The sequence below is a fragment of the Hydrogenophaga sp. NFH-34 genome, assembly GCF_021401345.1.
Lineage (GTDB): Bacteria > Pseudomonadota > Gammaproteobacteria > Burkholderiales > Burkholderiaceae_C > Hydrogenophaga > Hydrogenophaga electricum.
Genome location: NZ_JACBGE010000033.1, coordinates 1 through 25,961 on the forward strand (window position 1 = coordinate 1; position 25,961 = coordinate 25,961).

Sequence of the window (25,961 nt, forward strand, 5' to 3'; positions counted from 1 at the left end):
CACCATCGACCCCGGCGACGGCACCCATTGGCGCGTCGGCTTCGCCCTGCTGCGCCACGTCGTGGACGTCTGAATACCTCCCGTCCTCCTCGTCAAGAGGGTGCTGAGGCGACGCTTACGAACTGGTCGAGTCGGCGTAGGCTGATACGCCAAGACCTGGCTGTGCGATGGGGTTTGACATCCAGTATCCACCAGCAGATTTAACAAGAATAATGAAATGAAAGTCATCGTCCCCGTCAAACGTGTGGTCGACTACAACGTCAAGGTGCGCGTCAAGAGCGACGGCACGGGCGTGGACATTGCCAACGTCAAGATGAGCATGAACCCGTTCGACGAGATTGCCGTCGAAGAGGCCGTGCGCCTGAAGGAGAAGGGCGCTGCGACCGAGGTGATCGCCGTCTCCTGCGGCGTGGCCCAGTGCCAGGAAACCCTGCGCACGGCCATGGCCATCGGCGCCGACCGTGCCATCCTGGTCGAGACCGACGTCGAGCTGCAGCCCCTGGCCGTGGCCAAGCTGCTCAAGGCGCTGGTGGACAAGGAAGAGCCCGGCCTGGTGATCCTGGGCAAGCAGGCCATTGACGACGACGCCAACCAGACCGGCCAGATGCTCGCGGCCCTGGCCGATCTGCCGCAGGCCGCCCTGCATATCAGTCAATGAGTTCCAGACGCGCAAGACTGGGGCAGACCGCGCATGAGAACTGTCGTTCTTGGGAACTGAGGTTGAGAGTTCACACGCGCTTCCAGAAGCTACGCCCAAGTCTCACGGAGCTTGCACGCATTCCGAAAAATTCAAACCTCAGTGACACGTTTTCGGGAAAGTTCAGAACTCAGTGAGAATCGAGTTCAGAACTCCTCTCTGAGCACGGCGCTAACTGCTTGATTTTTCGCCACTTCGTGTTCAGGACTCAGCGACTCACGACAGCTTCAAGATCTCGTTGGCCTTGCGCAGTTCGCGCACCTCGCGTTCCAGTTCCTTGACGCGTTGTGCCTCGGCTGTGCTGGGGCCTTCGCGCAGGCCTGTGTCGCGTTCATGCTGACGTACCCAGTTCAACAGCGTCTGCGGCGTGCTGCCGATCTTGCCGGCGATTGACACCACCGCCGCCCATTGCGATTCGTACTCGCCTCGATGCTCGAACACCATGCGCACCGCGCGCTCGCGCACCTCGGGCGAAAACTTCACTGACTTCCTCATGGCTCCATCCTCTCAAAGATTGGAGCCTCCTCAAAATCCGGGGCGGTTCACACATGGATGATTCTTTTTTTTGGGCCGGGCTTCAGCCGGCCAGCAGGTCTGTCAGGGCGGCGATGTCGGGCGCACACGCTGTGCGCGCAGACGCTTCCAGGGCGCGGTAGTGGCGGACGACGTCGAGGCCGGAGGGGGTCAGGCCGGTGCCGCCGCCGCGGGCGCCGCCTTTGGCCGTATAGACCGCCGGCGCTTTCAACGCGGCGTTCATCTCGCTCACCAACTGCCAGGCCCGGGCATAGGACATGCCCAACTGGCGCGCTGCCGCGGCGATGCTGCCCGACTCGGCGATGCATTCCAGCAACCGGACCTTGCCCGGCCCGATGGCGACGCCGTCGTCGCGGTAGACGCGGACACGAAACTCGACACGGGCTTTCATGGGGCAGGACGGTGGGGCTGGAGGAGCGGATGCAGAGGCTGCCTGGGCAGACGGTGTCCCGGCATTATCGGCAAGCGGTGATGACGGTGCCCGCGGTGGGCGTGAGGGGCATGGATCTTTACTGGTGGGGGTATTTGTTGCCGATGTGGCAGGGACCGGCGGTACCCGCCACAATGGTCCGATGAACATCAACCCTTGGGACCGCAATTTTGCCGGTGACGTCTACAAGTACGGCACCCAACCGAACGCCTTTCTCGCGACCGATGCGCGCGACTGGCCCCCGTCGCTCGACGTGCTGGTGCCGGGCGACGGCGAAGGGCGCAACGGCGTGTGGCTGGCTGTCCAGGGGCACCGGGTGACGGCGATGGACGGTTCGGCCGTGGGGCTGGCAAAGGCCCGGGCGCTGGCCGAAATCCGCGCTGTGGCCTTGCAGACGGTGCTGGCGGACCTGGCCGACTGGGCGCCGCCGCCGGCCGCGTTCGACGCCCTGGTGCTCACCTTCGTGCACCTGCCGCCGGCCATCCGGGCCGGGGCGCACCGCCGGCTGGCTGCGGCCCTGCGCCCGGGCGGTCGGCTGGTGCTGGAGGCCTTTCATCCGCAGCAACTGGGGCACCGCAGCGGGGGCCCGCAGGACGGGGCCATGCTGTACACGCCCGCGCTGCTGCGCAGCGACTTTCACGGTCTGGTGGACGAGGTGTGGGCCTGGGACGGTGAGGTGTCGCTCGACGAAGGGCCGGGGCATCAAGGGCTGGCGCACGTTACGCGCTGGGTGGGGCGTGCGCGCGGCGCGTGAACGCACACGCCATTGCACAATCGCGGCATGTCCGCCGCCGCCACATTCCTTCCCGCCGACGATCCCCTGCGCGAACAGCTGCACAACGAGGTGCATGCCCGCCCACCGGCGCGCATCCGCCTGCCCGTGCTCGTGACCTATGTGGCCGTGGCCAATGCCGGGGTCACGCGCGAACAGGAGTGTGAGCACCTGCGCCGTCTGCCGGGCCAGGCGGCGCTCGCCGTGTCGGCGCTGGAGGGCAGCTTCCTGCGGCTGCGCCTGCCGGGCTACACGCTCAAGTGGGAGCGGCACACCGAATTCACGCGCTACTCGATCGTGCAGCCCTTGCCCGAGGGCGCGGGGCTGGGCGGGCCGACGCCCGATCTGGTCACCCCCCTGGTGACACCGCCGGACTGGCTGGCCGGCATTCCGGGGCGCACCTTCGCCGCGGTGCAACTGGTGATGGTCGAAGGCCCCATCGACCCACCGGCCGATGCGCTGGCGCTGGCCCGCACCTGGCTGGGCGAGCACACGGTGGTGGCCTCGCTCATGGGCAACCAGCGGCATTCGCTGGTGGTCACCGACTTCTGGCTGCGCCCCTGTGGGTTCGAGCGCATGCTGGTCATCGCGCCACCGGGCACGTCGGAAACCCGGGCCGGCCGCATCTCGTCGCGCCTGCTGGAACTGGAGACCTACCGCGTGATGGCGCTGCGGGGGCTGCCGGTGGCCAAACAGCTGGGGCCGCTGCTGGCGGATGCGGAGCAGCGGCTGGCCAGCATCACCGCCCAGCTCGAAAGCAAGGGCACGTCCGACCAGCAACTGCTGGACACCCTGGTGGCGCTGGCGGCCGGTGTCGAACGCGCCACGGCCGAACACTCGTACCGTTTTTCGGCGACCCGTGCCTACGACACCCTGGTGGGCCAGCGCATCGCCGAACTGCGCGAGCAACCCATCCCCGGCACGCAGACCCTGGGCGAATTCATGCAACGCCGCCTGTCACCGGCCATGGCCACCGTGGCCGCGACGGGCCAGCGCCTGGCGTCGCTGTCGGAGCGCGTGACGCGCACCAGCGCGCTGTTGCGCACGCGGGTGGACATCGCCACCGAAGAACAGAACCAGCAACTGCTGGCCAAGCTCACCAAGGGGCAGGAGCTGCAACTGCGCCTGCAGAGCACGGTGGAAGGCCTGTCGATCGCGGCGATCTCCTACTACGTGGTCAGCCTGATCCTGTATGTGGGCAAGGCCGGCAAGGAAGCGGGCCTGCCCGTCAAGCCCGAACTGCTGGCCGGCGCGATGATCCCGCTGGTGCTGTGGGCGGTGTGGCGCACGACCAAGAAGATTCACGAGAAGCTGCACGCGGGGCATTGAGCGTATGCCCCCACGCTCCGCCGCTGCGCGGGTCGCTGCCCCAAACTCCGTCATGCCCGCGCAGGCGGGCATCCAGCAAGGTCATGGCGGCCCGGCGGCTGGCCCGGCTGCCCCCACGCTCTACCGCTGACGTGGGTGCCAAACCCCGTCATGCCCGCGCAGGCGGGCATCCCGCTGTCCGTCCCGCGGGGTCAGTCCGCGGTCGGGTCCAGCGCCTTGAGCTTGCGGTACAGCGAGCGTTCGCTGATGCCCAGCCGCGCGGCAAGTTCGGCGCGGCTGCCGGTGTGTTGCGCCACCAGGGTGCGCAGGGCTTCGCGTTCGAGTCCACGCAGGCTCTGGGGGGCGGCGGGCTCGGCCGCTGCCACGGGGGCGGGGATGAGGGCGACCGGTGCGGTGCTGCGCCGGCCGGTGGCGATGGCGGCCTGCACGTCGGTGGCGCGGATCTGTTCGCCGTCGGCCAGCAGGGCGGCGCGCTCCAGCAGGTTGCGCAGCTCGCGCACGTTGCCCGGGAAGGGCTGCTCGGCCAGCACGGCCAGGGCTTCGGGTGACAGCCGCAGGCGGCGGGGGGCGGCCACGCGCTCCAGCAGCGCGGGGGCCAGCAGCGCCAGGTCGCCTTCGCGCTCGCGCAGCGGCGGCAGCGCGATGGGAAAGGTCGAAAGCCGGTAATACAGGTCTTCGCGGAACGCGCCTTCGGCCAGCAGGCGGTGCAGGTCGCGGTGGGTGGCGGAGATCACGCGGATGTCGGCGTGGCGCAGCTCGGTGCTGCCCACGCGGCGGTAGGTGCCGGTCTCCAGCAGGCGCAGCAGTTTGACCTGCATCGCCAGCGGGATGTCGCCCACTTCGTCGAGAAACAGCGTGCCGCCGCTGGCCGCTTCCACCAGGCCGGCGCGGCTGGTGCTGGCGCCGGTGAAGGCGCCGCGCTCGTGGCCGAAGAGTTCGGACTCGAACAGGTTCTCCGGCAGGCTGGAGCAGTCCACCGCCACCAGCGGCTTGCCCGCGCGCGGGCTGGCTTCGTGGATGGCGCGCGCCACCAGTTCCTTGCCGGTGCCGGATTCCCCGAGCAGCAGCACCGTGGCGCGCGAGGGCGCGACCCGCGCCACCAGCCCGAGCATGCGCTGGAAGGCCGGCGAGCGGCCGATCAGGCCTTGCGCGCCGGGCTGGCTCTGGGCCACGCGCAGCGGTTCCATGCGCTCGACGTAGAAAGCCGGTTCGCCGTCGGCCCCGGGCAGGGGCGAGAGCTCGATGTTCACGTAGGTCTCGCCCTGGGGCGTGTGGTGCAGGTGCAGCACGCGCTCGCGCTGGCCCGACTGGCGCGAGCGCGCCAGCGGGCAGGATTCGCCGGCCTGGTCGCAGGGCACGGCGAAGTGGTGCGACACCTCGTAGCAGGTGCGCCCGACCACGCTGCGGTCGGGGCTGAACTGGCGCCGGTAGGCGGCGTTGGCCGCCAGGATGCGGTACTGCGCGTCGAACAGGATGTGGGGCTCGGCCAGGCCTTCGAGGAAGGCGGTGAGTTCGGGCAGGGGTTTCACGGGGACTCCGGCGCGCCAGGTGGGGGGGCGATGTCTGCCATTTTCTGCCAAATCTGGCAGATCGGGGCGGGGTTTCACGGCGGCCCGGCCCCGATCAACGCGGGCAAGTGCTTGTGCCCGTGGGACTTTTGGCGGGTCTGTGCCGGTGGCATGGTTCTTGGAAACGGAGAGGCTGGCAGGTTCCCGGGCCGGGGCCGCGTTTTTTTCCAGGAGACCCCCGTGTTGCGCATGCTTCATGACCCTCGCAGCGGCGAAACCAGCTACCTGCTGGCGGACATGGAATCCGCCGAAGCGGTGCTGATCGATCCGCGCGGCGGCGATCTGCCCGTGCTGACCGCCTTGCTCGACGACGCGCGCCTGCGGCTGCGCTGGGTGCTGCGCACGCACCAGCACGACGACCAGCGGCCGGGCGAATGGGCCGCGCTGTCCCGGCTGGGCGCACCGCTGGTTCAGGGCGAACCCCGCGACGGCGCGCACGTGGCGCGCGACGACGAGCGCCTGGTGTTCGGTCACGAATGCGTGCGGGTGCTGGCCACGCCGGGCCACACCGCCCATTGCCTGAGCTTTCAGTGGCGTGACCGGGTGTTCTGCGGCGGCCTGCTGGTGGTGGGGGCCTGCCCGTACCAGCCGGTGCCGGCCGACGTGGGCGCCCTGTGGGACAGCGCCACCCGGCGCGTGTTCACGTTGCCCGACGAAACCCTGCTCTACGCCGGGTACGACGCGCGCGGGCAGACGGTCAGCACGGTCATGGCGCAGCGCCGCTGGCACCCGCTGCTCGGGGGCTGCACGCGCGACGACTTCCTGGCCCGCGTGGCCACCCCTTCGCTGGAGACCGCATGACCACGCCGACGCAGATCACCGTCATCGGTGCGGGCTTCGGGGCGTTGTCGACGGTGCGGGCCTTGCGGGCGCGCGAGCGCGAGGCGCAGATCACGCTGATCGCGCCGCGAGCCGAACTGCATTACCTGCCCGGCATCATCTGGATCCCCTCCGGCCTGCGCACGCGCGAGCAGCTCACCGTGCCGCTGGCCCCTTTCTTCGCCCGCATGCGGGTGACCCATGTGGTGGCCGACGTGACCGGCCTGGGGGCGGACGGCCGCGTGGTGCACACCACGGCGGGCGACGTGGCCAACGACGCGCTGGTCATCGCCAGCGGCGGGCGTTTCCTCAAGAAGCTGCCCGGCATCGAACACGCCATCACGCCCTGCGAAGGCATTGCTGCGGCCGAGCAGATTCGCGACCGGCTGCGCGCCCTCGAAGGCGGCACCATCGCGGTCGGTTTTGCGGGCAACCCGAACGAACCCAGTGCGGTGCGTGGCGGGCCGATGTTCGAGTTCCTGTTCGGGATCGACCAGCAGTTGCGGCGCGAAGGCCGGCGTGAGCGTTTCGAGCTGGTGTTCTTCAACCCCTCGAAAGAGCCGGGCAACCGGCTGGGCCCGAAGGCGGTGCAGCACCTGCTGGCCGAGATGGCTCGCCGCGGCATCCGCGCCCACCTGGGCCACAAGCTGCAGCGCTTCGAGGCCGACAAGGTGGTCACCGAAGGCGGCGAATTCCCGGCCGACCTGATCCTGTTCATGCCCGGCATGACGGGCAACGCCTGGTTCGACCAGACCGCATTGACCCGTTCACCCGGCGGCCTGCTGCAGGCCGATGCGCAGTGCCGCGTGGTCGGCAGTGAACAGGTGTACGTGGTCGGTGATTCGGGCAGTTTTCCCGGGCCCGACTGGATGCCCAAGCAGGCGCACATGGCCGACCTGCAGGCCGAGGCGGCGGCGCAGAACCTGCTGAACGGCTTGCAGGGCCTGCCGCAGGCCGCGACGTTCCCGGTCGAGCTGGTCTGCATCATCGACGCCATCGATCACGGCACGCTGGTGTACCGCACCCCCCGGCGGCAGCTGCTCCTGCCTTCATCGCGCCTGTTCCACTGGGCCAAGCGCTGGTTCGAACAACAGTACCTGAGACGCTACCGATGACACCTTCTCTCGCGCTCACCCCTTACGAGGCGCTCGGCGGCGCCGACGCCCTGCACCGACTGGTGGACCGCTTCTACGACCTGATGGATGCGCTGCCCGAGGCCTATGCCGCGCGCCGCCTCCATCCGGACAGCCTGGCGGGCGCCAACCAGAGCCTGTTCGAGTACCTCTCGGGCTGGTTCGGCGGGCCGAACCTCTACATCGAAAAGCACGGCCACCCCCGCTTGCGCATGCGGCACCTGCCCTATGCCATCGGCCCGGCCGAACAGGCCGCCTGGATGCTGTGCATGCGCACCGCGCTGGCCGAGGAGGTGGCCGATGCCCCGTTGCGCGCGGGCCTGCTGCAGGCGCTGACGCAGATGGCCGAACACATGGTCAATACCGGTGATCGCGGGGGCTGCGGCCACGGCCAGGCTGCCCACGCCGGGGGCGCGTGTGATGCCTGAGATGGTGGCGCCGGATCACCTGCCCCTGGTGCGCGACGAGCTCGACGTGCTTGCCAGCCTGGTGCCGCTGGACGGTCAGCGTCTGATCGAACTGGGTTGCGGCGCGGCGCGCCTGGCCCGGAAACTGGTGCAGCGCCATGCCGGCAGCGAGGTGATGGCGCTGGAGGTCGACCGCACGCAGCACGCGCAGAACATCGCCCAGCCGCAGGAGCGGCTGGTGTTTCTGGCGGCCGGCGCGCAGGCCGTGCCGGCGCCGGACGCTGCCTTCGACGGCGCGCTGATGCTCAAGTCGCTGCACCACGTGCCCGTGCCCGAAATGGACCAGGCCCTGGCCGAAGTGGCCCGCGTGCTGCGGCCCGGCGGCTGGCTGTACGTGTCGGAGCCGATCTATGGCGGGGCGCTGAACACCCTCGTCCGTCTCTACAACGACGAAGGGATGGTGCGCCGGGCGGCGCAGGCCGCACTGGACCGGGCGCTGGCTTCGGGCACACACTGGGTGGCCCAGACCGAGCGCCGCTTTGCCCAGCCCGTGCATTACGCCGACTGGGACGACTTCGCGCGGCGCATGCTGTACCCCAGTTTTGCCGATCACGGCATCACCGAAGCGCTGGCCGATCGGGTGCGGGCTGCGTTCGCACCGCATGGTGGCCCGCAGGGCGCATCGTTCGTGCGGCCGATGCACGTGCGGCTGCTGCGCCGCCGGGGCTGATGCCCCGGGACGGCGGGTTTCAGGCGCTCAGCGCCGCCACCGCCTGGTGGTGGGTGAGGAACACGCCGCCGCTCAGGTGCGCCAGGAAGTCGCTGCGTTCGAGCCGGTCCATCACCGGGCCCTTGACCTCGCTCAGGTGCAGCAGCACGCCCGCATCGCTCAGGCGCTGCTGGATGGTGCGCAGGCTTTCCAGCGCGCTGGCGTCGATGTCGTTGACCGCATTGCACAGCAGGATCAGGTGGCGCAGGTCCGGGTGGCTGGCCACCTCGGCCGCGATGCGGTCTTCCAGGAAGCGCGCGTTGGCGAAGAACAGGCTGCCGTCGACCCGCAGGCTCAGGATGCGCGGGTGCGTGGTCACGGCGTGGCGACGCACGTTGCGGTAATGCTCGGTGCCCGGCACGTTGCCCACCTCGGCGATGTGCGGGCGGCTGCTGTGCCAGATGTGCAGCGCCAGCGAAGCCACCACGCCCGCCGTCAGGCCGCTGACCAGATCGACCAGCAAGGTGGTGCCGAAGGTGAGCGCCTGCGCAGCGAAGTCGGCGCGCGAAAAGCGCCAGGTGCGCCCGAAGCTGGCGAAGTCCATCAGGCTGCCCAGCGCCAGCAGGATGGTGGCGGCCAGCACCGCCAGCGGCAGGTGGCGCAGCCAGGGCGTGAGGAACAGCGCGGCCAGCCCCAGCAGCACGGCGGTCAGCAGCGCGGCCACCGGGGTGCGGGCGCCGCTTTCGGCCACCACCACGGTGCGCGAAAAGCTGGCGCCCACGGCAAAGGCGCCGCTCAGGCCCGAAGCCAGGTTGGCGCCGCCCATGGCGCGCATCTCGGCGTCGGTGTCCACGCGCTCGCGCCGCTTGGCGGCCATGCCCTGGGCCATGGAAATCTGCTCGACGAAGGTCAGCACCGCGATCAGCAGGGCCGGCAGCAGCAGCAGGCGCAGCATCTCGGGCGTGGTGTCGGTGAAGGCCATCAGGGTCAGGGCGGGCAGGCCTTGCGGGATCTCGCCGACCACCGCCAGCCCGCGCGCTTCCCAGCCGGTGTTCGCGGTGATGGCGATGGCGCCGATCATGATCAGCAGTGGCGCCGCCTTGCTCACGAGGTCGGCCGCGCCGGCCGGTGTGCCCAGGCGCCGCAGGCCGGGTTGGAGCCAGCGCCTGGCGGCCCACAGCGTGGCGACGGCGCCCAGGCCCACGGCCAGCGTCAGGCTGTGCACCTGGGTGTGGTGCTGCCACAGGCTGCGCAGGAAGGCGCCCAGGTTCTGGCTGGCCAGCGGCATGCCCAGCACGTGGGGCAACTGGCTCATGGCGATCAGCAGGCCCGCCGCCGTGACGAAACCCGAGAGCACCGGGTGGCTGAGGAAACCCGCCACGAAGCCCATGCGCAGCGCACCCATGACCAGCAGCATCGCGCCGACCATGACCGCCAGCAGCGCACTGGCGGCGATGAAGGCCGGGCTGCCGGTGGCGGCCACCGCCCCCACGGCGGCCAGCGACATGACGGAACGCAGCGCCGCCGGGCCGGCGGCCACGACGGGGCTGGTGCCCATGAGGGCGTACACCACCAGCGGCAGCATGCTGGCGTACAGGCCCGTGACCGCCGGCATACCCGCCAGCAGGGCGTAGGCCAGTGCCTGCGGGATCAGCAGCAGGGTGACGACGGCGGCCGAGGTCAGGTCGGCCGTGAAGGTCGCCTGCGTGCAATCCCGGCCCCAGCGCAGCACCGGGAACCAGTCGGCCCAGCGGGCCGCAAGCCGGGCGGTGGCCGGGGCGTCAGTCGGGGGCATTGGCAGCTTCGGTGTGAATCACGCCGCCGCCCAGGCAGACCTCGCCGTCGTACAGCACCGCGCTCTGGCCCGGCGTCACCGCCCATTGCGGTTCGGCAAAACGCAGCGTGAAACCGGTGTCGTCGAGCGCGAGCGCGCAGGGGGCGTCGCTCTGGCGGTAGCGGGTCTTGGCCGCAATCCGGGTGGCGGTGGGGGCTGTGCCCGCGGCCCAGCTCACATCCTCGGCGCGCAGGCTGGGCGCCAGCAGCCAGGGGTGGTCGTGGCCCTGCACCACCCACAGGGTGTTCTTGGCGAGGTCCTTGCGCGCCACGAACCAGGGTTCGTGCTCGGCGCCGCCTTTCTGGGCGCCCTGGGCCTTGACACCGCCGATGCCCAGGCCCTGGCGTTGGCCCAGGGTGTAGAAGGACAGGCCCACGTGCTCGCCGATGGTGCGGCCGCTCGGGTCCTTGATCGGCCCCGGTTCCTGGCTGATGTAGCGGTTGAGGAAATCGCGGAACGGGCGTTCGCCGATGAAGCAGATGCCGGTGCTGTCCTTCTTCTTCGCGTTCGGCAGGCCGATCTCGGCGGCGATGCGGCGCACCTCGGTCTTGGGCAGCTCGCCCACCGGGAACATCGTTTTGGCCAGTTGCGCCTGGTTCAGGCGGTGCAGAAAGTAGCTCTGGTCTTTCAGTGGGTCCAGGCCCTTGAGCAGCTCGTAGCGCACGCGGGCGTCATCTGTCATGTGCTGCCCGACGGGCTCGCCCGTGTCTGCTGCGACGCAGCGGACACGGGCGTAATGCCCGGTGGCGATCTTCTCGGCGCCCAGGCGCATGGCGTGGTCCAGGAAGGCCTTGAACTTGATCTCGGCGTTGCACAGGATGTCGGGGTTGGGCGTGCGCCCGGCCTGGTATTCGCGCAGGAACTCGGCGAAAACCCGGTCCTTGTATTCGGCCGCGAAGTTGACGTGTTCGATGTCGATCCCGATCACGTCGGCCACGCTGGCCGCGTCCAGCCAGTCCTGCCGGCTGGAGCAGTATTCGCTGTCGTCGTCATCTTCCCAGTTCTTCATGAAGATGCCGATGACCTCGTGGCCCTGCTGTTTCAGCAGGTACGCGCTCACGGCGGAGTCCACCCCGCCGCTCAGGCCCACCACCACACGTTGCTTGCTCGTCATGGTGTGCGATTATCCCGCCCATCCGATGGCACGATCAGGCGAAGGGACACCAGCGACACCATGGAACTGCGGCAACTGCGTTACTTCGTGCGCATCGTCGAACTCGGCGCCATGAGCCGGGCGGCGCACGATCTGGACATGGTCCAGTCGGCCCTGAGCCAGCAGATCACGCGGCTGGAAGGGGAGCTGGCCACGCGCCTGCTGCACCGCACGCCGCAGGGCGTTTCCCCGACGGCGGCCGGCGCGGCCTTCTTCCGCGAGGCCAAACTGACGCTGCGCCATGCCGAGCAGGCGGTGCGGGCCGCCCAGGCCGCGCGCCTGTCGGGCAGTGTCACCGTGGGGCTGGCGCCCACCACGTCGGCCGTGCTGGGGCTGCCGCTCATCCAGGCCATGCGCGAGCGCTACCCCGACGTGCGCCTGCACATGGTCGAGGCCATGTCGGGCCACATCAGCGCCCTGCTCAATGCCCGCGAGCTGGACATGGCCGTGCTGTTCGACTCGCGGCTGCAGCAGGCGCGGCAGGCCGGTGGCAGCCGGCGCTGGGAAATCCAGCCGCTGCTGGAGGAAGACCTGTTTCTGATGCGCAGCGCGGCCACCCCCCGGCTGCCGGCCGAAATGACCATGGCCGATCTGGCCGACGAACCGTTGATTCTGCCCACCGGCCCGCACGGCCTGCGAAGCACGCTGGACGCGGCGTTTGCCGGTATGGGTCTGGCGCCCCGTGTGGTGCTGGAGGTCGATTCCCTGGCCATGGTGATGGCCGCGGTGGACGCCGGCCTGGCGTCTTCGGTGCAGCCCTGGGCCGCGCTCGGCCGCTACCCCGACGCCGGGCAGCGCTTTCAGTGGGCGCGCCTGACCGACGTGCCCGCGCGCCGGGTGAACCTGCTGTGCAGCCTGTCGGACGACGAACTTTCGCCAGCCGCGCTGGCGGCGCGTGTGGTGCTGGCCGATTGCGTGCGCACCCTGGTGACCAGCGGGCGCTGGTCGGGCGTCACGCCGCTGGACGGCGCCGGGGTCACCGGCCCGCGCCGGGCGGGGCATCGGAAATCGTGATACCCCCATGACCTGACCCCGCTGCACGGCGCGGGGCCGTCTTCCTACATTCGCTCATCCGCCGGGCCTGCGCGCCCGGCGCCCCACGAGTGAAGAGCGAAAAGCGAGGAGACGCATGTCGATGGACCCCGATGTCCTGGTCATCGGTGGCGGCAACGCGGCGCTGTGCGCGGCCCTGATGGCGCGCGAAGCCGGTGCCACCGTGCTGCTGCTGGAGGCCGCGCCGCGCGCCTGGCGCGGCGGCAATTCCGCCCACACCCGCAACCTGCGCTGCATGCATGACGCGCCGCAGGACGTGCTGGTCGAGGCCTACCCCGAAGAAGAGTTCTGGCAAGACCTGCTCAAGGTCACCGGCGGCTTGACCGACGAGGCGCTGGCGCGGCTGGTGATCCGCCATTCGTCGTCGTGCCGGCCCTGGATGCGCCGCCATGGCGTGCATTTCCAGCCACCGCTGTCGGGTGCGCTGCACGTGGCGCGCACCAACGCCTTTTTCATGGGCGGTGGTAAGGCGCTGGTCAACGCCTACTTCCGCAGCGCCGAGGCGCTGGGCGTGCAGGTGCGTTACGAAACGCCGGTCGAGCGGCTGGAGATCGCAGACGGCCGCTTTGTCGCTGCGCACCTCAAAGGCGGTGAACGCATCGCCGCGAAAACCTGCGTGCTCGCGGCCGGCGGCTTTGAATCGAACCGCGACTGGCTGCGCGAGGCCTGGGGCCAGAACGAACGCGGCGAATGGCCGTCGGACAACTTCCTCATCCGCGGCACCGCCTTCAACCAGGGCGTGTTGCTGCGCCACCTGCTGGAAGACCACGGCGCCGAGCGGATCGGCGACCCGACGCAGGCGCACATGGTGGCCATCGACGCGCGTGCGCCGCTCTACGACGGCGGCATCTGCACGCGCATCGACTGCGTGTCGCTGGGCGTGGTGGTCAACCGCGACGGTGAGCGCTTCTACGACGAAGGCGAAGATTTCTGGCCCAAGCGCTACGCGATCTGGGGGCGCCTGGTGGCGCAGCAGCCCGGGCAGATCGGCTATTCGATCATCGACGCCAAGGCCATCGGCCGCTTCATGCCGCCCGTGTTCCCGGGCGTCAAGGCCGACACCCTGCCCGAACTGGCGCACAAACTCGGCCTGCCCGTGGACAGCTTCATGCGCACGCTGGACAGCTACAACGCCGCCTGCCGGGTGGGCACCTTCGACCACACCGCGCTCGACGATTGCCACACCGAAGGCCTGGCACCCGCCAAGACGCACTGGGCGCGCCCCATCGACACCGCGCCGTTCTACGGCTACGCGCTCAAGCCCGGCGTCACCTTCACCTACCTGGGCCTCAAGACCGGCGATACCGCCGCCGTGCGCTTCGGCGGCGCGGCCAGCCCCAACCTGTTCGTGGCCGGCGAAATGATGGCCGGCAACGTGCTGGGCAAGGGCTACACCGCCGGCGTCGGCATGAGCATCGGCACGGCCTTTGGCCGCATCGCCGGCGCCAACGCCGCCCGCGCGGCCCGGCAGCAGCCGGCCCAGCCCCTGGCGACGCTGATCGCCACCGAACAAGGAGCCCTGCATGCCGCCGCTTGACGCCCTGGTGCGCGACGCCCACGCCCTGGCCATGGGCGACGCCGTGCCCGTTTCCGACGCCGAAGCCGAGGTGGCGCGCCAGTTGCAGATCTGCAATGCCTGCCGTTACTGCGAAGGCTTTTGCGCCGTGTTTCCCGCGATGACGCGCCGGCTCGAATTCCCCAAAGCCGACGTGCATTTCCTGGCCAACCTGTGCCACAACTGCGGCGCCTGCCTGCACGCCTGCCAGTACGCGCCGCCGCACGAATTCGCGGTCAACATCCCGCAGGCCATGGCCCGCGTGCGCGGCCAGACCTACCACGACTACGCCTGGCCGCCCGCGCTGGGCAAGCTCTACCAGCGCAACGGGCTCACGCTCTCGCTCGCGCTGGCGGGCGGGCTGGCGCTGTTCCTGGTGCTGGCGGTGGCCCTGAAGGGCGGGCTGTGGCAGGTGCCCGGCGCCGACTTCTACGCCATCTTTCCGCACAACCTGCTGGTGGGCCTGTTTGCGCCGGTGTTTCTGTTCGCCGTGCTGGCCCTGGCGCTGGGCGTGCGCCGCTTCTGGCGCGACGTGACGCCCGCCACCAGCGGCGCGCCCGTGAGCCCGCCGGCCGCAGCCGAAGCCACGCACGACGTGCTGCGCCTGAAGTACCTCGATGGCGGGCACGGCGAGGGTTGCCACAACGACGACGACGCCTACACGCTGGCGCGCCGCCGCTGCCACCACCTGACGTTCTACGGCTTTCTGCTGTGCTTCGCCGCCACCAGCGTGGCCACGCTGTACCACTACCTGCTGGGGCAACCCGCGCCCTACGACCTGCCCAGCCTGCCCAAGCTGCTGGGCGCCGTGGGGGGCGTGAGCCTGGCGCTGGGCACCGCAGGCCTGTGGCGCCTGAACCTGCGCCGCCACCCGCTGCAGGGCGACGCTGCCCAAAAGCCCATGGACCGTGGCTTCATCGCGCTGCTGTTCCTCACCGCCACCAGCGGCCTGGCGCTGTGGCTGGCCCGTGGCACGCCGGCCATGGCGCTGGTGCTGTGCCTGCACCTGGGCGCGGTGATGGCGCTGTTCGCCACGCTGCCCTACGGCAAGTTCGCCCACGGCATTTTCCGCACCGCGGCGCTGCTGCGCCACGCGGTGGAAAAGCGCCAGCCCTCGCCCATCGGGCTGGGCGCCGACTGACGCGTCCCGCTTCCCTTTCCGTTCCACCCACCCATCCACCCCTGCGAGGAGACCACGATGAAAAAACGCACCTTGATATCCACGGCCGTGCTGGCCGGCGCCGCCCTGTTGCTGGGCGCCCCGGCCCAGGCCCAGGACTTTCCGCCCAAGAAGCCGGTGACCCTGGTGGTCGGCTTCGCGGCCGGTGGCGCCGCCGACGCCGCCGCACGCATGATCGCCAAAAAGCTGGGCGAGAACATCGGCCAGTCCGTGGTGGTGGACAACAAGGGCGGCGCGGGTGGCAACATCGCGCACCAGCTTGTGGCCAAGGCCACACCCGACGGCAGCGTGCTGCTGTTCGGCTCGGTCGGCCCGTTGACCATCGCGCCGCACCTGATGAAGGTCGGCTACGACCCGTTCAAGGATCTGGCGCCGATCTCGGGCGGGGTCTACTTCCCCAACGTGCTGGTGGTGCACCCGGGCACCGGCGCCAAGACCCTGGCCGAATTCGTGCAGTTGTCGAAGAAAAAGCCGGGCAGCGTCGACTTCGCCTCCACCGGCGCGGGTTCGGCCTCGCACCTGGCGGGCGAGCTGTTCAACCAGCGTGCCGGCATCGACATGGTTCACGTGCCCTACAAGGGCGGTGCACCGGCCATGCAGGATCTGCTGGGCGGGCGCATCGCGTCGTACTTCGCCGCGCCGCCCACGGCGCTGCCGCAGATCGAAGCCGGCAAGCTGATCCCGCTGGCCACCACCGGCCTCACGCGGCCGGCCTACATGCCCAATATCCCGACGGTGGCCGAAGCGGGCTACCCCGGCTTCGAGGCCCTGAACTGGTATGCCTTCGTGGCACCGGGCAAGACGCCCGAACCCCTGCTGGAGCGCTGGAACCAGGAAATCGTGAAAGCGCTCAACGACCCCGAGGTCAAGGACGCCCTGGTCAAGCACGGCCTGACACCGCAGCCGACCACCCGCGCCGAATTTGCCGCCTTCATGAAGAAGGAGTCCGCGCAGTGGGCCGCGATCATCAAGGAGCGCAAGCTCAGCGCCAACTGAGTGGCGCCCACGCCGCCGGGGCCGCTGCGCCGCTGAACAGCGCGTCGGCCCCGAACCCGGTCAACCGATTCACCAGACCCCTGCGGGCGCCCGCAGGCGCTCGACCGTTTGTCCGCCGACCAGGTGCGTGTCGAAGATCTCGGTCACGTCTTCCAGCGTCACGTTGCGGTAGAGCACCGATTCCGGGTAGACCAGCACGTTGGCGCCCTGGTCGCAGGGGCCGATGCAGCCCGAATAAGTGATGGCCAGACCGTCGTAGGCCTGGCGCTTCTGCTGCTCGGCCCAGAAGGCCTGCAGCACCGCGGTGTTGCCCTTGGCAGCGCACGATCCGCGTGGGTGCTGAGGCGGGCGGTTCTGCGTGCAGACGAAGACGTGGCGGGTGGGGCGGGACATGGGTTTTCCTCGGATTCATGGAGGCGCCAACAGGCAGCCGGAGAGGGCGCAGCCATCGCGAAATGCCGCGGAGCCGGCTTGGCCGGGCCGCTGGCGTTGCCCCTTGAGGGGGATGCGGCGACACGCAGTGAGCAAGCGACGGGGTGGTCAACCAAATTTAAACAGGATGCCGTGGCCGCCGCGCGGATATTCCCAGGCCACGTTGGTGTGCTCGGTGCAGATCACCCGGCAGCTGCCGCACTCCAGGCAGCCGTCGGTGATCAGGGTCACCGTGCCGTTGCCCTCGGCCTTGTAGCAGGCGGCCGGGCAGATGTAGGTGCAGGCCTGCGACTGGCATTCGTTGGCGCAGATCTCGGGCTGCTTGATCTGGATGTGGGGCCGACCGTGGTCGACCTTGTAGCGGTTCTGGAAGAGTTTTTCTTCCACGTTGACAACGGTGCTCATCGCGAAGCCCTCCAGATTTTGAATGCGTCGCCGACCAGGCCGGTCAGGCTGCGCTTGCTGCGGAAACTGCCCAGGATTTCCTTTTCCTTGGAATGCTTGTCCACGCCGTCGACGGTGAAGAAGGTCTTGGCGGCGCGGTTGACCAGTTCGGGGTAGGCGGTGAAGAACTGCGGGCTGCTGTGCAGCACCTCGGGCAGCTTGCGGTACTTCTTCAGGTCCTTCATGACGAAGGACTCGTCCATCTTGTCCTTGTAGGCCTTGAGCGTCTTCAGGCTGGGCTCCTGGCCCGCGGCCTTCATGGCGATGACGGTTTCACCGGCCAGCCGGCCGCTGGTCATGGCCAGGTTGCTGCCTTCGCGGTGCACCGCGTTGACGAAGCCGCCCGAGTCGCCCACGATCAGCCAGCCCGCGCCGTGGATGCGCGGCACGGCGTTGAAGCCGCCTTCGGGGATCAGGTGGGCGCAGTACTCCTTCATCTCGCCGCCTTCGATCAGGGGCGCGATGCTGGGGTGCTTCTTGAGCTTTTCCAGCAGCTCGTAGGGCTTGGTGCGCAGCGGGTTGGCCTTGAAGTCGCTGAGCATGCAGCCCACGCCGATGGTCAGCGACTCCTTGTTGGTGTAGAGGAAGCCGGTGCCCACCATGCCCTCGGTCACCTTGCCCATCAGCTCGATGACCACGCCCTCGTCTTCCTTGATGTTGAAGCGCTGCTGGATCACCTCTTCGGGCAGGAACAGGATTTCCTTGACCGCCAGGGCCACGTTGCCTGCGTCCAGCTCGCCGTGGAAGCCGGCCTTGCGCGCCAGCGTGCTGTTGACGCCGTCGGCCAGCACCACCACGTCGGCATACACCTCACCGCCCAGGCGGTCGCAGCGCACGCCGATGACCTGTTCACCGTCCAGCAGCAGCTCTTCCACGGTGGTCTCGCAGATCAGCAGGGCGCCGGCCTCGCGCACTTTGGAAGAGAACCACTTGTCGAACTGCGCCCGGATGATGGTGTAGCGGTTGTAGGGCGGCTTGTTGTAGTCGTCGCTGCGGTAGTGGGTGCCGACGAAGCTCTCGTCGTCCATCATCCACATGCGCTGCTCGATGATGTGGCGCTCCAGTGGCGCGTCCTCGCGGAAGTCCGGGATGATCTGTTCCAGCGCGTTGCTGTAGAGGATGGCGCCCTGCACGTTCTTGCTGCCAGGGTATTCGCCGCGCTCGATCTGCAGGACCTTCAGGCCGGCCTTGGCCATGGTGTAGGCCGCGGCGTTGCCCGACGGCCCCGCCCCGACCACGATCGCATCGAACTTTTCGTTAGACATCACAGATCTCCTTGAGGTCGGGTTACGCGACTTTTCTAATGCGCTTGTCGAGGTGGGAACGGAAGGCCGCGGTCAGCACCGGCAGCACCTGCATCGCGTTGCCGACGATGCCGTGGTGGGCGAAGTCGAAGATGGGCGCGTTCGGGTCGGTGTTGATGGCCACGATCACGTCCGACGCTTCCATGCCCACCCGGTGCTGGATGGCGCCGCTCACGCCGGCGGCGATGTAGAGCTTGGGCCGCACGGTCTTGCCGGTCTGGCCGACCTGGCGTTCGGCTTCGAGCCAGCCGGCCTGCGTCACGGCGCGGGTGGCACCCACCTCGGCACCCAGCACGCGGGCCAGGTCCCACACCAGCTTGCAGTTGTCGGCGTTCTTCAGGCCCTTGCCGGCGGTGACGATGATGTCGGCGTAGGCCAGGTTGATGTTGTTGCTGGTGGCGTCGGGAATGAAGCCCAGCAGCTTGGTGACGATGTCGGTCTCCACCATGCCCAGCTCCATCGTGATGATGTCGCCGCTGCGGCTTTCGTCGCGCGCCGGCATGGCGGCGGTGCGCGGGCGCATGGTGGCCATCTGCGGCCGGTAGGCCAGGGTCATGATGGTGCACAGCAGGCTGCCGCCGAAGGTCGGGCGGGTGGCGGCCAGCGCGCGGCCGTCGATGTTCAGCTCGGTGCAGTCGGCCGTCAGGCCGGTGCCCAGGGTGGTGGCCACCGAGCCGGCCAGGTCGCGGCCCATGGTGGTGGCGCCCAGCAGCAGGATCTCGGGCTGGTGCTTGTTGACCAGGTCGGTCAGGCCCTTGGTGAAGGGCTCGTTGCGGTAGCCCTGCAGCACCGGGTCGCGCATGAGGTAGCAGTGGTCGGCGCCGTAGACGTAGGCTTCCTTGGCGTAGTCCTCCAGCTTGTCGGCCGGGCCGCCCAGCAGCACGCCGCTGACCTCCACGCCCAGCTTGTCGGCCAGCTTGCGGGCTTCGCCCATCAGCTCCCAGCTCACGCTGTGCACCTGGCCGCGGTCGTGTTCGATGAACACCCACACGCCCTTGTAGACCTTCAGGTGTTCGGGCAGTTCGGTGCTGCGGCCACTGCGGCCGGCGGTCTTGGCGGCGCCTGCGGCGGCAGCGGCAGCCATGGCGGGTTTGGCGGCGTCACTCATGGTGGTGGGCTCCTCAGGCGGACAGGCGCTCGACGGTCTCGTGTTCGAGCGTCGGGTGGGTGGTGAAAATCTTCTGCAGCAGGTTCAGGCAGACGTCGTTGACGTTGGTGCCGTCGCCGACTTCCTGCATCTCGGCGCGCACGCTGCGCGCCTTGGGCGCGAACACCTTGCTGACGATGGTCGGGCTGCCTTTGAGGCCGATCTTGGTGATGTCCTCGATGCCGGCGTCGTCCTTGTTCCACTTGCGCACCTGGCAGCGACCGGCGCGCAGCATGTCGTCCATGGTGGCAAAGCGCATCTCGTTCGTGCCTTCGAGCATGGTGATCAGGCTGGGCAGCGTGGTCTGCAGGCGCTGCACGCCGCCTTCGGCGCGGCGTTCCACCGTCAGGGTCTGGCCGTCCAGGTCCACCTCGTTGATCTTGCTCACGTAGGTCAGCAGGTTCCAGCCCAGGCGCTTGGCGATGCCGGGGCCAACCTGGGCGGTGTCACCGTCGATGGTCTGCTTGCCGGTGAAGACCAGGTCCACCGCCTGCTCCGCGTGGATCTTGCGGATGGCCGAGGTCAGCGCATAGCTGGTGGCCAGGGTGTCGGCGCCGGCGAAGGCGCGGTCGGTCACCAGGATGGCGTCGGTGGCACCGAAGCTGATGCACTTGCGCAAGGCGTCCTCGGCCTGCGGCGGGCCCATGCAGAGCATGGTCACGCGGCCGCCGAACTGGTCCTTCAGGCGCAGGGCCTCTTCCAGCGCGAACAGGTCATAGGGGTTGACGATGGCCGGCACGCCCTGGCGCATGATGGTGTTGGTCACCGGGTGGACGCGGATCTGCGCCGAGTCCGGGACCTGCTTGATGCAGACGACGATGTGCATGGAGAACTCCTTTCAGGCCACGGCGCGTTGCGGCAGGGACGCCTTGAGGTTGTCGATCGAAACGTGCTGGCGGCCGCCCACGTCCTGGAACACCTTGAACACCTTTTCCTGGGCCGGCGTGGAGCGCACGAAGTCGCCGTAGGCCTGGGCCAGCAGGTTGCGGTAGGTGGTGAAGACCTGCAGCTCGTCGTCGGCCGACAGGTTCGGCGCCTGCTGGCGCAGGTACTGGAAGAAGCGTTTGAGGATGTGCAGGCGGCTGACGTTGACCACGGTCTGGTCGAACGGCACGCCGAAAAAGTTCAGGAAGTCTTCGGCGGAAGACAAGGCCTTGAGCTGGTCGAGAAACTGCTCCATGGGGCTACTCCTCGTGGGGGATGGGTGGGCGGAGACGGTCAAAGGCGGGTTCGGCGCAGGCGTCGTCGCACGGGCCGCAGGCGCTGGCGGATGGGGTGTGGCCGGCGGCGCGGGCCTGTTCGGTTTCGAGCTGGGCCACGCGGTCCAGCAGGCAGGCGATGGCCTTGCCCACTGGGTCGGGGATGAGGTGGTGGTCGAGATCGAAGCCGTGGCGGATGCGGCGGCGCGAGGCCACCACCCGGCCCGGAATGCCGACCACCGTGGCGCCGGCCGGCACCGCTTCGATCACCACCGAATTGGCGGCCACGCGCGCCCGGTCGCCCACGCTGATGGGGCCGAGGATCTTGGCGCCCGCGCCCACCACCACACCGCTGCCCAGCGTGGGGTGGCGCTTGCCGGGGTTCCAGGTGGTGCCGCCGAGCGTGACGCCGTGGTAGAGCGTCACGTCGTCGCCGATCTCGGCCGTCTCGCCGATCACCACGCCCGCGCCGTGGTCGATGAAGAAGCGTTCACCGATGCGGGCGCCGGGGTGGATGTCCACGTTCGTGAGCCAGCGCGCGCAGAACGACAGCCAGCGCGGCGCATAGCGCCAGCCCCGGCGCCACAGCGCGTGCGCCAGGCGGTGGCAGGCCACCGCCTGCACGCCCGGGTAGATGGTCCACACCTCCAGCCGGTTGCGTGCGGCCGGGTCGCGGGCCAGCACGCAGCGCACGTCTTCGCGCACCTGCTGCCACCACGCGCGCGGGTGCCCGGCGGCGGGGCCGACATCGGGGGCTGATGGCGACAGCGTGGTGTTCATGGGGTCGTGCTCCGGCTTCATGCGGACGCCCAGCGCGCGCGCGATTCCTGGAAGAAGCGCTGCAGCTCCTGCGGCGACGGTTCGCGCTTGGTGGCCATGGCGTGGTCGCGGATGCGCGCGAGCAGGCTGCCGGTGAGCGCTTCGTCGTCCAGCGCGATGCCCAGGCGCCCATAGGCCAGGCGCACGGCGTGCGAGCCCGAATGTTTGCCCAGCACGGTGCGGCGTTCGCGCCCCAGCTCGGCCGGGTCGAAGCTTTCGTAGGTGGTGGCGTGTTTGAGCAGGCCGTCGATGTGGATGCCCGATTCGTGCGTGAACACCGCTTCGCCCACGATGCTCTTGTTGGCGGCCACGGTGCGGCCCGAAGCGCGCTCGACCAGGCGCGAGATGCCCACCAGCGCCTGCGTGTTCACGCCGGTGTCGCCGTGCATCAGGTGGCGCACGCCCATCACCACCTCTTCCAGCGCGGCGTTGCCGGCGCGCTCGCCCAGACCGTTGACGGTGGTGTTGGCGTGCGTGGCGCCAGCGCGCAGGGCCGCGAGCGTGTTGGCCGTGGCGAGGCCGAGGTCGTTGTGGGCGTGGATCTCGATGTCCAGCTCGGTGTGCTCGCGCAGGCGGGCCAGGGCTTCGTAGGTGGTGAAGGGATCGAGCACGCCCAGGGTGTCGGCAAAACGCAGACGCTGCGCGCCGCAGGCCTGGGCGCGCGCGGCCACCAGGGCCAGAAAGGCGGGGTCGGCGCGCGAGGCGTCTTCCAGACCCAGCGACACGCGGCGCCCGCTCAGGGCCGCGCGCTCGATGACCCGCGTGACCTGGTCGATCACCCAGTCGCGCGGCTGGCGCAGCTTGTGGCGCAGGTGGATGTCCGACACCGGAATCGACAGGTGCACGATGTCGGCATCGCAGCGCAGGGCCGCGGCCAGGTCCGCTTCGGTCAGGCGGCCCCAGACCATGAGCGCGACCGGCAGGCGCAGCGCCGCAATGGCCTGGATGCAGCCGATCTCTTCATCGCCCATGGCGGGAATGCCGATTTCCATTTCCGGCACGCCGGCCTCGGCCAGCGCGTAGGCGATGGCGCACTTTTCGTCGACCGTGAACGCCACACCCGCGGTCTGCTCGCCGTCGCGCAGCGTGGTGTCGTTGATGGTGAGCGAGCGGTTCATGCACAGCGTCCTTTCCAGCCCTTCAGTGCAAAGCGCGTGCCATGTGCCGGTGGGCGTTCAAAGCCGCTTTTCGGGGCCTTCGGGCGCTGCTTTTGTCGTGTCTGCACGGCCCCGGTCCAACGGGGTGGCAGTGGGCTGTCGGGAATGTGGCCTTTCGGACAGGGGCCGAAACGGCTCAGAGCTCGCGCGCGTGGTTGCGTGTGTGGCGTGGCAGTTCCACCACCAGGTCCTGCGTGCCAAGGCGCACGCAGCAGGCCAGGCGCGACTGCGCGTCCAGGCCCCAGGCGTGGTCGAGCTGGTCGTTTTCGTCGTCGTCGATGGCGCTCACCGACGGACCCCCTTCGCGCAGGTGCACGTGGCAAGTGGCGCAGGCGGCCACCATGTCGCAGGCGTGTTCGATGGCCACACCCGCGCGCAGCAGGCCTTCACACAGCGAAGCGCCGCGCCGCAGCTCGAACGCCGTGCCCTCGGGGCACAGATCGGGGTGCGGCAGCACGCGCACGGTGGGCATCAGAGGCTCTCCAGCGTCCGGCCGGCCAGTGCCTGCTGGATCGACGCGTTCATGCGGCGCGCAGCGAATTCGCCCGTGGCCGACGACAGCTCGGCCGCCTGCACGCGCAGAGCCTGGGCGTCGTCTTCGGTTTCCAGCACTTCGGCCAGGCGGAACATCACATGCCGGATCGCGGCGAGTTCCGGCGCCGACAGCAGGCGGCTGTCGGTGGCCAGGGCCGCGTCGGTGGCGTCGAGCAGGCGGCGTGCATCCACCTGGGCCTCGCGCAGCGAGCGCAGGCGCATGTCGTCGGCGCTGGCGGTCACCGCGTCCCTGAGCATGGTGGCGATCTGGTCGTCGGCCAGGCCGTAGGTGGGCTTGACTTCCACATGCGCTTCCACGCCGCAGGTCAGCTCGCGCGCCGTCACCGCCAGCAGGCCGTCGGCGTCGATCTGGAAGGTCACGCGGATGCGCGCCGAACCGGCCACGGCCGGCGGAATGCCGCGCAGATCGAAACGCGCCAGCGACCGGCAGTCGGCCACCGACTCGCGCTCGCCCTGCACCACGTGCAGGCTCATTGCGGTCTGTCCGTCCTTGAAGGTGGTGAACTCCTGCGCCCGCGCCGTGGGGATGGTGGAGTTGCGCGGGATGATCTTTTCCACCAGACCGCCCATGGTTTCCAGGCCCAGCGACAGCGGGCACACGTCCAGCAGCAGCCAACCATCGCCCTGGCTGTTGCCGATGAGCACGTTGGCCTGCATGGCCGCGCCCAGCGCCACCACCTGGTCGGGGTCGATGTCGGTCAGCGGCTCCACGCCGAACAGTTCGCGCACCGCGTGGCGGGCCACCGGCATGCGGGTCGAGCCGCCCACCAGCACCACGCCCGTGATGTCGGCGGTGCTCAGCCGCGCATCGCGCAGGGCGCGCCGGGTGCTGCGCACGGTGCGCTCCACCAGCGGCGCGGTGAGCTGTGCGAACTGCTCGCGGCTCAGGATCGCCTGCAGCGTGGTGCCGCCTTCGGGCAGGACCACGCGCAGCGACGCGCTGTCGTGGCTGGAGAGGGTTTCCTTGGCGGTGCGGGCCGCCCCAAGCAGCGCACGCTGCGTGGTCGGCGCCAGCGCGGCCATGCCGGCGATGCCGTGTTCGCGGCACACCCATTCGGCCACCGCGCGATCGAAGTCGTCGCCGCCGAGCGCGGAATCGCCCCCCGTGGACAGCACCTCGAAGATGCCGCGCGACAGGTGCAGCACCGACACGTCGAAGGTGCCGCCGCCCAGGTCGTAGACCACAAAGGTGCCTTCGGCGGCCTGGTCCAGCCCGTAGGCAATGGCCGCGGCCGTGGGTTCGTTGAGCAGGCGCAGCACGTTCAGGCCGGCCAGCCGCGCCGCGTCCTTCGTGGCCTGGCGCTGCGCGTCGTCGAAGTAGGCCGGCACCGTGATCACCACGCCGGCCAGCGGTCCGCCCAGCGCGCCCTCGGCCCGTTCGCGCAGCGCCGACAGGATGTCGGCCGACACCTGCACGGGCGAACGCTCGCCCGCCGCCGTCTGCAGCCCCACCATGCCGACGCCGTCGGTGAAGTCGTAGGGCAGGCCCCGGGCTTCGGGCAGATCGCCCAGCGTGCGCCCCATGAAGCGCTTGACCGAAACAATGGTGTTGCGCGGGTCTTCGGCCTGCTGTGCCTGCGCTGCCTGGCCCACCACCGGCGCGCCCTCGGGGCGGTAGCGCACCACCGACGGCAGCAGCAGCGCGCCGCCCGCGTCGGGCAGGGCCCGCGCCTGCGCGCTCTGCACGGTGGCGATCAGCGAGTTGGTGGTGCCCAGGTCGATGCCCGCCGCCAGCCGGTGCTGGTGCGGTGCGGCCGATCGGCCCGGTTCAGCGATTTGCAGAAGCGCCATGGTCAGTGTGAACGATGGAGGTCGGGGGCGTGACGTGTCTGGGCCGAGAACACCGCGGAACCGGCTTTGCCGGGCCGCTGGTGTTGCCCCCTGGGGGGTGACGGGCGCAGCCCGGCGCGGGGGGAGTTTTGTTCACACCGCGAAGCTCTCGCCGCAGCCGCAGTTGGCCTTGGCGTTCGGGTTGTTGAACTTGAAGCCTTCGTTCAGGCCTTCGCGCACGAAGTCGAGTTCGGTGCCGTCGAGCATGCCCAGGCTGCGCGGGTCGACGATGACTTTCACGCCGTGGTTCTCGAAGCACTGGTCGTCGGGGTTCATCGCGTCGACGAACTCCAGCGCGTAGGCATAACCCGAGCAGCCGCTGGTCTTGACGGCCAGACGCAGGCCCAGGCCCGCGCCGCGCTTGATCAGCGACTTCTCCACGTGCCGCGCGGCGGCGGGGGTGAGGGACACGCTCATGGGGATTCCTTTCAGCAGCGGGCGTTGGGGTTGCAGGGTGCTGGATGCCCGCCTGCGCGGGCGCGACGGTGGGGCGGCTTTCCGCTCACACGGAAAACGAGCTGCCGCAGCCGCAGGTGGTCTGCGCGTTCGGGTTGTGGATGACGAAGCGCGAGCCTTCGAGCCCGTCTTCAAAATCCACGCGCGCGCCCATCAGGTACTGCTGGCTCATGGCGTCCACCACCAGCGACACGCCGCTGGTGATCACGATCGTGTCGTCCTCGGCCACCTGGTCGTCGAACGCGAAGCCGTAGGAAAAGCCCGAACAGCCGCCACCCGTGACATACAGGCGCAGCTTCAGCGCGGGGTTGCCTTCTTCTTCGATCAGTTCGGCCACCTTGGCGGCGGCCTCGGCGGTGAAGTCCAGCAGCGCGGGCAGGGGGGCCTGGGCGGGATCGCTGGCCAGGGAGGACAGGGCAGACATGGCACGGCTCCTTTGGATGGTGGGC

Annotated in this window: 26 protein-coding genes and 2 pseudogenes; 11 read left to right on the plus strand and 17 right to left on the minus strand. The window is 69.4% G+C overall.

What is annotated here, in order from left to right; translation table 11 throughout:
• Positions 1–217: 217 nt before the first annotated feature.
• Positions 218–637, plus strand: a pseudogene (locus L0977_RS22985) (electron transfer flavoprotein subunit beta/FixA family protein); the annotation flags it as partial.
• A gap of 279 nt (positions 638–916) precedes the next feature.
• On the opposite strand, the pseudogene L0977_RS22990 reads toward L0977_RS22985, so the two are convergent.
• Positions 917–1,192, minus strand: a pseudogene (locus L0977_RS22990) (transposase); the annotation flags it as partial.
• A gap of 82 nt (positions 1,193–1,274) precedes the next feature.
• Complete coding sequence (locus L0977_RS22995; RefSeq protein ID WP_234267257.1) at positions 1,275–1,622, minus strand: winged helix-turn-helix domain-containing protein; 348 nt, start codon at positions 1,620–1,622, stop codon at positions 1,275–1,277.
• A 181-nt stretch (positions 1,623–1,803) separates the two neighbouring features.
• Between L0977_RS22995 and L0977_RS23000 the strand changes: the two genes are divergently transcribed.
• Together L0977_RS23000 and L0977_RS23005 are read left to right on the plus strand one after the other, a co-directional pair.
• A complete protein-coding gene (locus tag L0977_RS23000; RefSeq protein ID WP_234267258.1) occupies positions 1,804–2,415 on the plus strand; it encodes a class I SAM-dependent methyltransferase in 612 nt (203 codons plus the stop codon).
• Positions 2,416–2,442: 27 nt separating this feature from the next.
• A complete protein-coding gene (locus tag L0977_RS23005; protein ID WP_234267259.1) occupies positions 2,443–3,762 on the plus strand; it encodes a DUF3422 family protein in 1,320 nt (439 codons plus the stop codon).
• Positions 3,763–3,953: 191 nt separating this feature from the next.
• Here the strand turns inward: L0977_RS23005 and L0977_RS23010 are convergent, their stop codons facing one another.
• The gene (locus tag L0977_RS23010; RefSeq protein ID WP_234267260.1) at positions 3,954–5,291 is read right to left on the minus strand and encodes a sigma-54 interaction domain-containing protein; all 1,338 of its coding nucleotides are present in this window, start codon (positions 5,289–5,291) and stop codon (positions 3,954–3,956) included.
• 228 nt (positions 5,292–5,519) lie between these two features.
• On the opposite strand from L0977_RS23010, the gene L0977_RS23015 reads away from it, so the two are divergent.
• Genes L0977_RS23015 through L0977_RS23030 form a run of 4 tightly spaced genes read left to right on the plus strand, consistent with a single transcriptional unit; the run spans position 5,520 to position 8,419 of the window.
• Positions 5,520–6,131, plus strand: a complete 612-nt coding sequence (locus tag L0977_RS23015) for a hypothetical protein (RefSeq protein ID WP_234267261.1) — start codon at positions 5,520–5,522, stop codon at positions 6,129–6,131.
• Positions 6,128–7,264, plus strand: coding sequence for an NAD(P)/FAD-dependent oxidoreductase (locus L0977_RS23020; protein ID WP_234267262.1), 1,137 nt, complete (start codon positions 6,128–6,130; stop codon positions 7,262–7,264). Before L0977_RS23015 ends, L0977_RS23020 begins: the two co-directional genes overlap by 4 nt.
• A complete protein-coding gene (locus L0977_RS23025) occupies positions 7,261–7,710 on the plus strand; it encodes a group II truncated hemoglobin (protein ID WP_234267263.1) in 450 nt (149 codons plus the stop codon). The genes L0977_RS23020 and L0977_RS23025 overlap by 4 nt, the downstream gene beginning before the upstream one ends.
• Complete coding sequence (locus L0977_RS23030; RefSeq protein ID WP_442786664.1) at positions 7,703–8,419, plus strand: class I SAM-dependent methyltransferase; 717 nt, start codon at positions 7,703–7,705, stop codon at positions 8,417–8,419. Before L0977_RS23025 ends, L0977_RS23030 begins: the two co-directional genes overlap by 8 nt.
• Positions 8,420–8,438: 19 nt before the next feature.
• Here L0977_RS23030 and L0977_RS23035 read toward each other — a convergent pair whose 3' ends face one another.
• Together L0977_RS23035 and mnmA are read right to left on the minus strand one after the other, a co-directional pair.
• Positions 8,439–10,193 carry a SulP family inorganic anion transporter gene (locus L0977_RS23035; RefSeq protein WP_234267264.1) on the minus strand — a complete coding sequence of 585 codons (1,755 nt, stop codon included), beginning with the start codon at positions 10,191–10,193 and terminating at the stop codon, positions 8,439–8,441.
• A complete protein-coding gene (gene mnmA / locus L0977_RS23040; protein WP_234267265.1) occupies positions 10,180–11,346 on the minus strand; it encodes a tRNA 2-thiouridine(34) synthase MnmA in 1,167 nt (388 codons plus the stop codon). The genes L0977_RS23035 and mnmA overlap by 14 nt, the downstream gene beginning before the upstream one ends.
• A 60-nt stretch (positions 11,347–11,406) precedes the next feature.
• On the opposite strand from mnmA, the gene L0977_RS23045 reads away from it, so the two are divergent.
• The 4 genes from L0977_RS23045 to L0977_RS23060 all read left to right on the plus strand — a co-directional run bounded on the left by L0977_RS23045 (position 11,407) and on the right by L0977_RS23060 (position 16,169).
• Complete coding sequence (locus L0977_RS23045; RefSeq protein ID WP_234267266.1) at positions 11,407–12,399, plus strand: LysR family transcriptional regulator; 993 nt, start codon at positions 11,407–11,409, stop codon at positions 12,397–12,399.
• Between the two features lie 121 nt (positions 12,400–12,520).
• The gene (gene tcuA, locus L0977_RS23050; RefSeq protein ID WP_234267307.1) at positions 12,521–13,975 is read left to right on the plus strand and encodes an FAD-dependent tricarballylate dehydrogenase TcuA; all 1,455 of its coding nucleotides are present in this window, start codon (positions 12,521–12,523) and stop codon (positions 13,973–13,975) included.
• On the plus strand, positions 13,962–15,134 hold the full coding sequence (gene tcuB / locus L0977_RS23055) for a tricarballylate utilization 4Fe-4S protein TcuB (protein WP_234267267.1): 1,173 nt from the start codon (positions 13,962–13,964) through the stop codon (positions 15,132–15,134). The genes tcuA and tcuB overlap by 14 nt, the downstream gene beginning before the upstream one ends.
• A 57-nt stretch (positions 15,135–15,191) precedes the next feature.
• Positions 15,192–16,169: a Bug family tripartite tricarboxylate transporter substrate binding protein gene (locus tag L0977_RS23060; protein WP_234267268.1), complete on the plus strand. Its 978-nt coding sequence runs from the start codon at positions 15,192–15,194 to the stop codon at positions 16,167–16,169.
• Between the two features lie 69 nt (positions 16,170–16,238).
• Here the strand turns inward: L0977_RS23060 and L0977_RS23065 are convergent, their stop codons facing one another.
• The 12 genes from L0977_RS23065 to erpA all read right to left on the minus strand — a co-directional run bounded on the left by L0977_RS23065 (position 16,239) and on the right by erpA (position 25,936).
• Positions 16,239–16,562, minus strand: a complete 324-nt coding sequence (locus L0977_RS23065; protein ID WP_234267269.1) for a (2Fe-2S) ferredoxin domain-containing protein — start codon at positions 16,560–16,562, stop codon at positions 16,239–16,241.
• A gap of 147 nt (positions 16,563–16,709) precedes the next feature.
• A complete protein-coding gene (locus tag L0977_RS23070) occupies positions 16,710–17,006 on the minus strand; it encodes a ferredoxin family protein (protein ID WP_234267270.1) in 297 nt (98 codons plus the stop codon).
• Positions 17,003–18,310, minus strand: coding sequence for an FAD-dependent monooxygenase (locus L0977_RS23075; protein ID WP_234267271.1), 1,308 nt, complete (start codon positions 18,308–18,310; stop codon positions 17,003–17,005). Before L0977_RS23075 ends, L0977_RS23070 begins: the two co-directional genes overlap by 4 nt.
• 22 nt (positions 18,311–18,332) lie before the next feature.
• Positions 18,333–19,457 (minus strand): electron transfer flavoprotein subunit alpha/FixB family protein, encoded by a 1,125-nt coding sequence (locus L0977_RS23080; protein WP_234267272.1) that lies wholly within the window; start codon positions 19,455–19,457, stop codon positions 18,333–18,335.
• A 13-nt stretch (positions 19,458–19,470) separates the two neighbouring features.
• Positions 19,471–20,322: an electron transfer flavoprotein subunit beta/FixA family protein gene (locus L0977_RS23085; RefSeq protein WP_234267274.1), complete on the minus strand. Its 852-nt coding sequence runs from the start codon at positions 20,320–20,322 to the stop codon at positions 19,471–19,473.
• A gap of 12 nt (positions 20,323–20,334) precedes the next feature.
• A complete protein-coding gene (gene nifW / locus L0977_RS23090) occupies positions 20,335–20,676 on the minus strand; it encodes a nitrogenase stabilizing/protective protein NifW (protein WP_234267275.1) in 342 nt (113 codons plus the stop codon).
• Positions 20,677–20,680: 4 nt separating this feature from the next.
• Entirely contained in the window at positions 20,681–21,475 is a 795-nt protein-coding gene (gene cysE / locus L0977_RS23095; RefSeq protein ID WP_234267276.1) for a serine O-acetyltransferase, read from the minus strand.
• 17 nt (positions 21,476–21,492) lie between these two features.
• Entirely contained in the window at positions 21,493–22,632 is a 1,140-nt protein-coding gene (nifV, locus tag L0977_RS23100; protein ID WP_234267277.1) for a homocitrate synthase, read from the minus strand.
• Positions 22,633–22,807: 175 nt separating this feature from the next.
• The gene (locus tag L0977_RS23105) at positions 22,808–23,143 is read right to left on the minus strand and encodes a 2Fe-2S iron-sulfur cluster-binding protein (protein ID WP_234267278.1); all 336 of its coding nucleotides are present in this window, start codon (positions 23,141–23,143) and stop codon (positions 22,808–22,810) included.
• On the minus strand, positions 23,143–25,017 hold the full coding sequence (gene hscA, locus L0977_RS23110) for a Fe-S protein assembly chaperone HscA (protein ID WP_234267279.1): 1,875 nt from the start codon (positions 25,015–25,017) through the stop codon (positions 23,143–23,145). Before hscA ends, L0977_RS23105 begins: the two co-directional genes overlap by 1 nt.
• A 132-nt stretch (positions 25,018–25,149) precedes the next feature.
• Positions 25,150–25,473 carry an iron-sulfur cluster assembly protein IscA gene (gene iscA / locus L0977_RS23115; protein WP_234267280.1) on the minus strand — a complete coding sequence of 108 codons (324 nt, stop codon included), beginning with the start codon at positions 25,471–25,473 and terminating at the stop codon, positions 25,150–25,152.
• An 85-nt stretch (positions 25,474–25,558) separates the two neighbouring features.
• The gene (gene erpA / locus L0977_RS23120) at positions 25,559–25,936 is read right to left on the minus strand and encodes an iron-sulfur cluster insertion protein ErpA (protein WP_234267281.1); all 378 of its coding nucleotides are present in this window, start codon (positions 25,934–25,936) and stop codon (positions 25,559–25,561) included.
• Between the last annotated feature and the right edge of the window lie 25 nt (positions 25,937–25,961).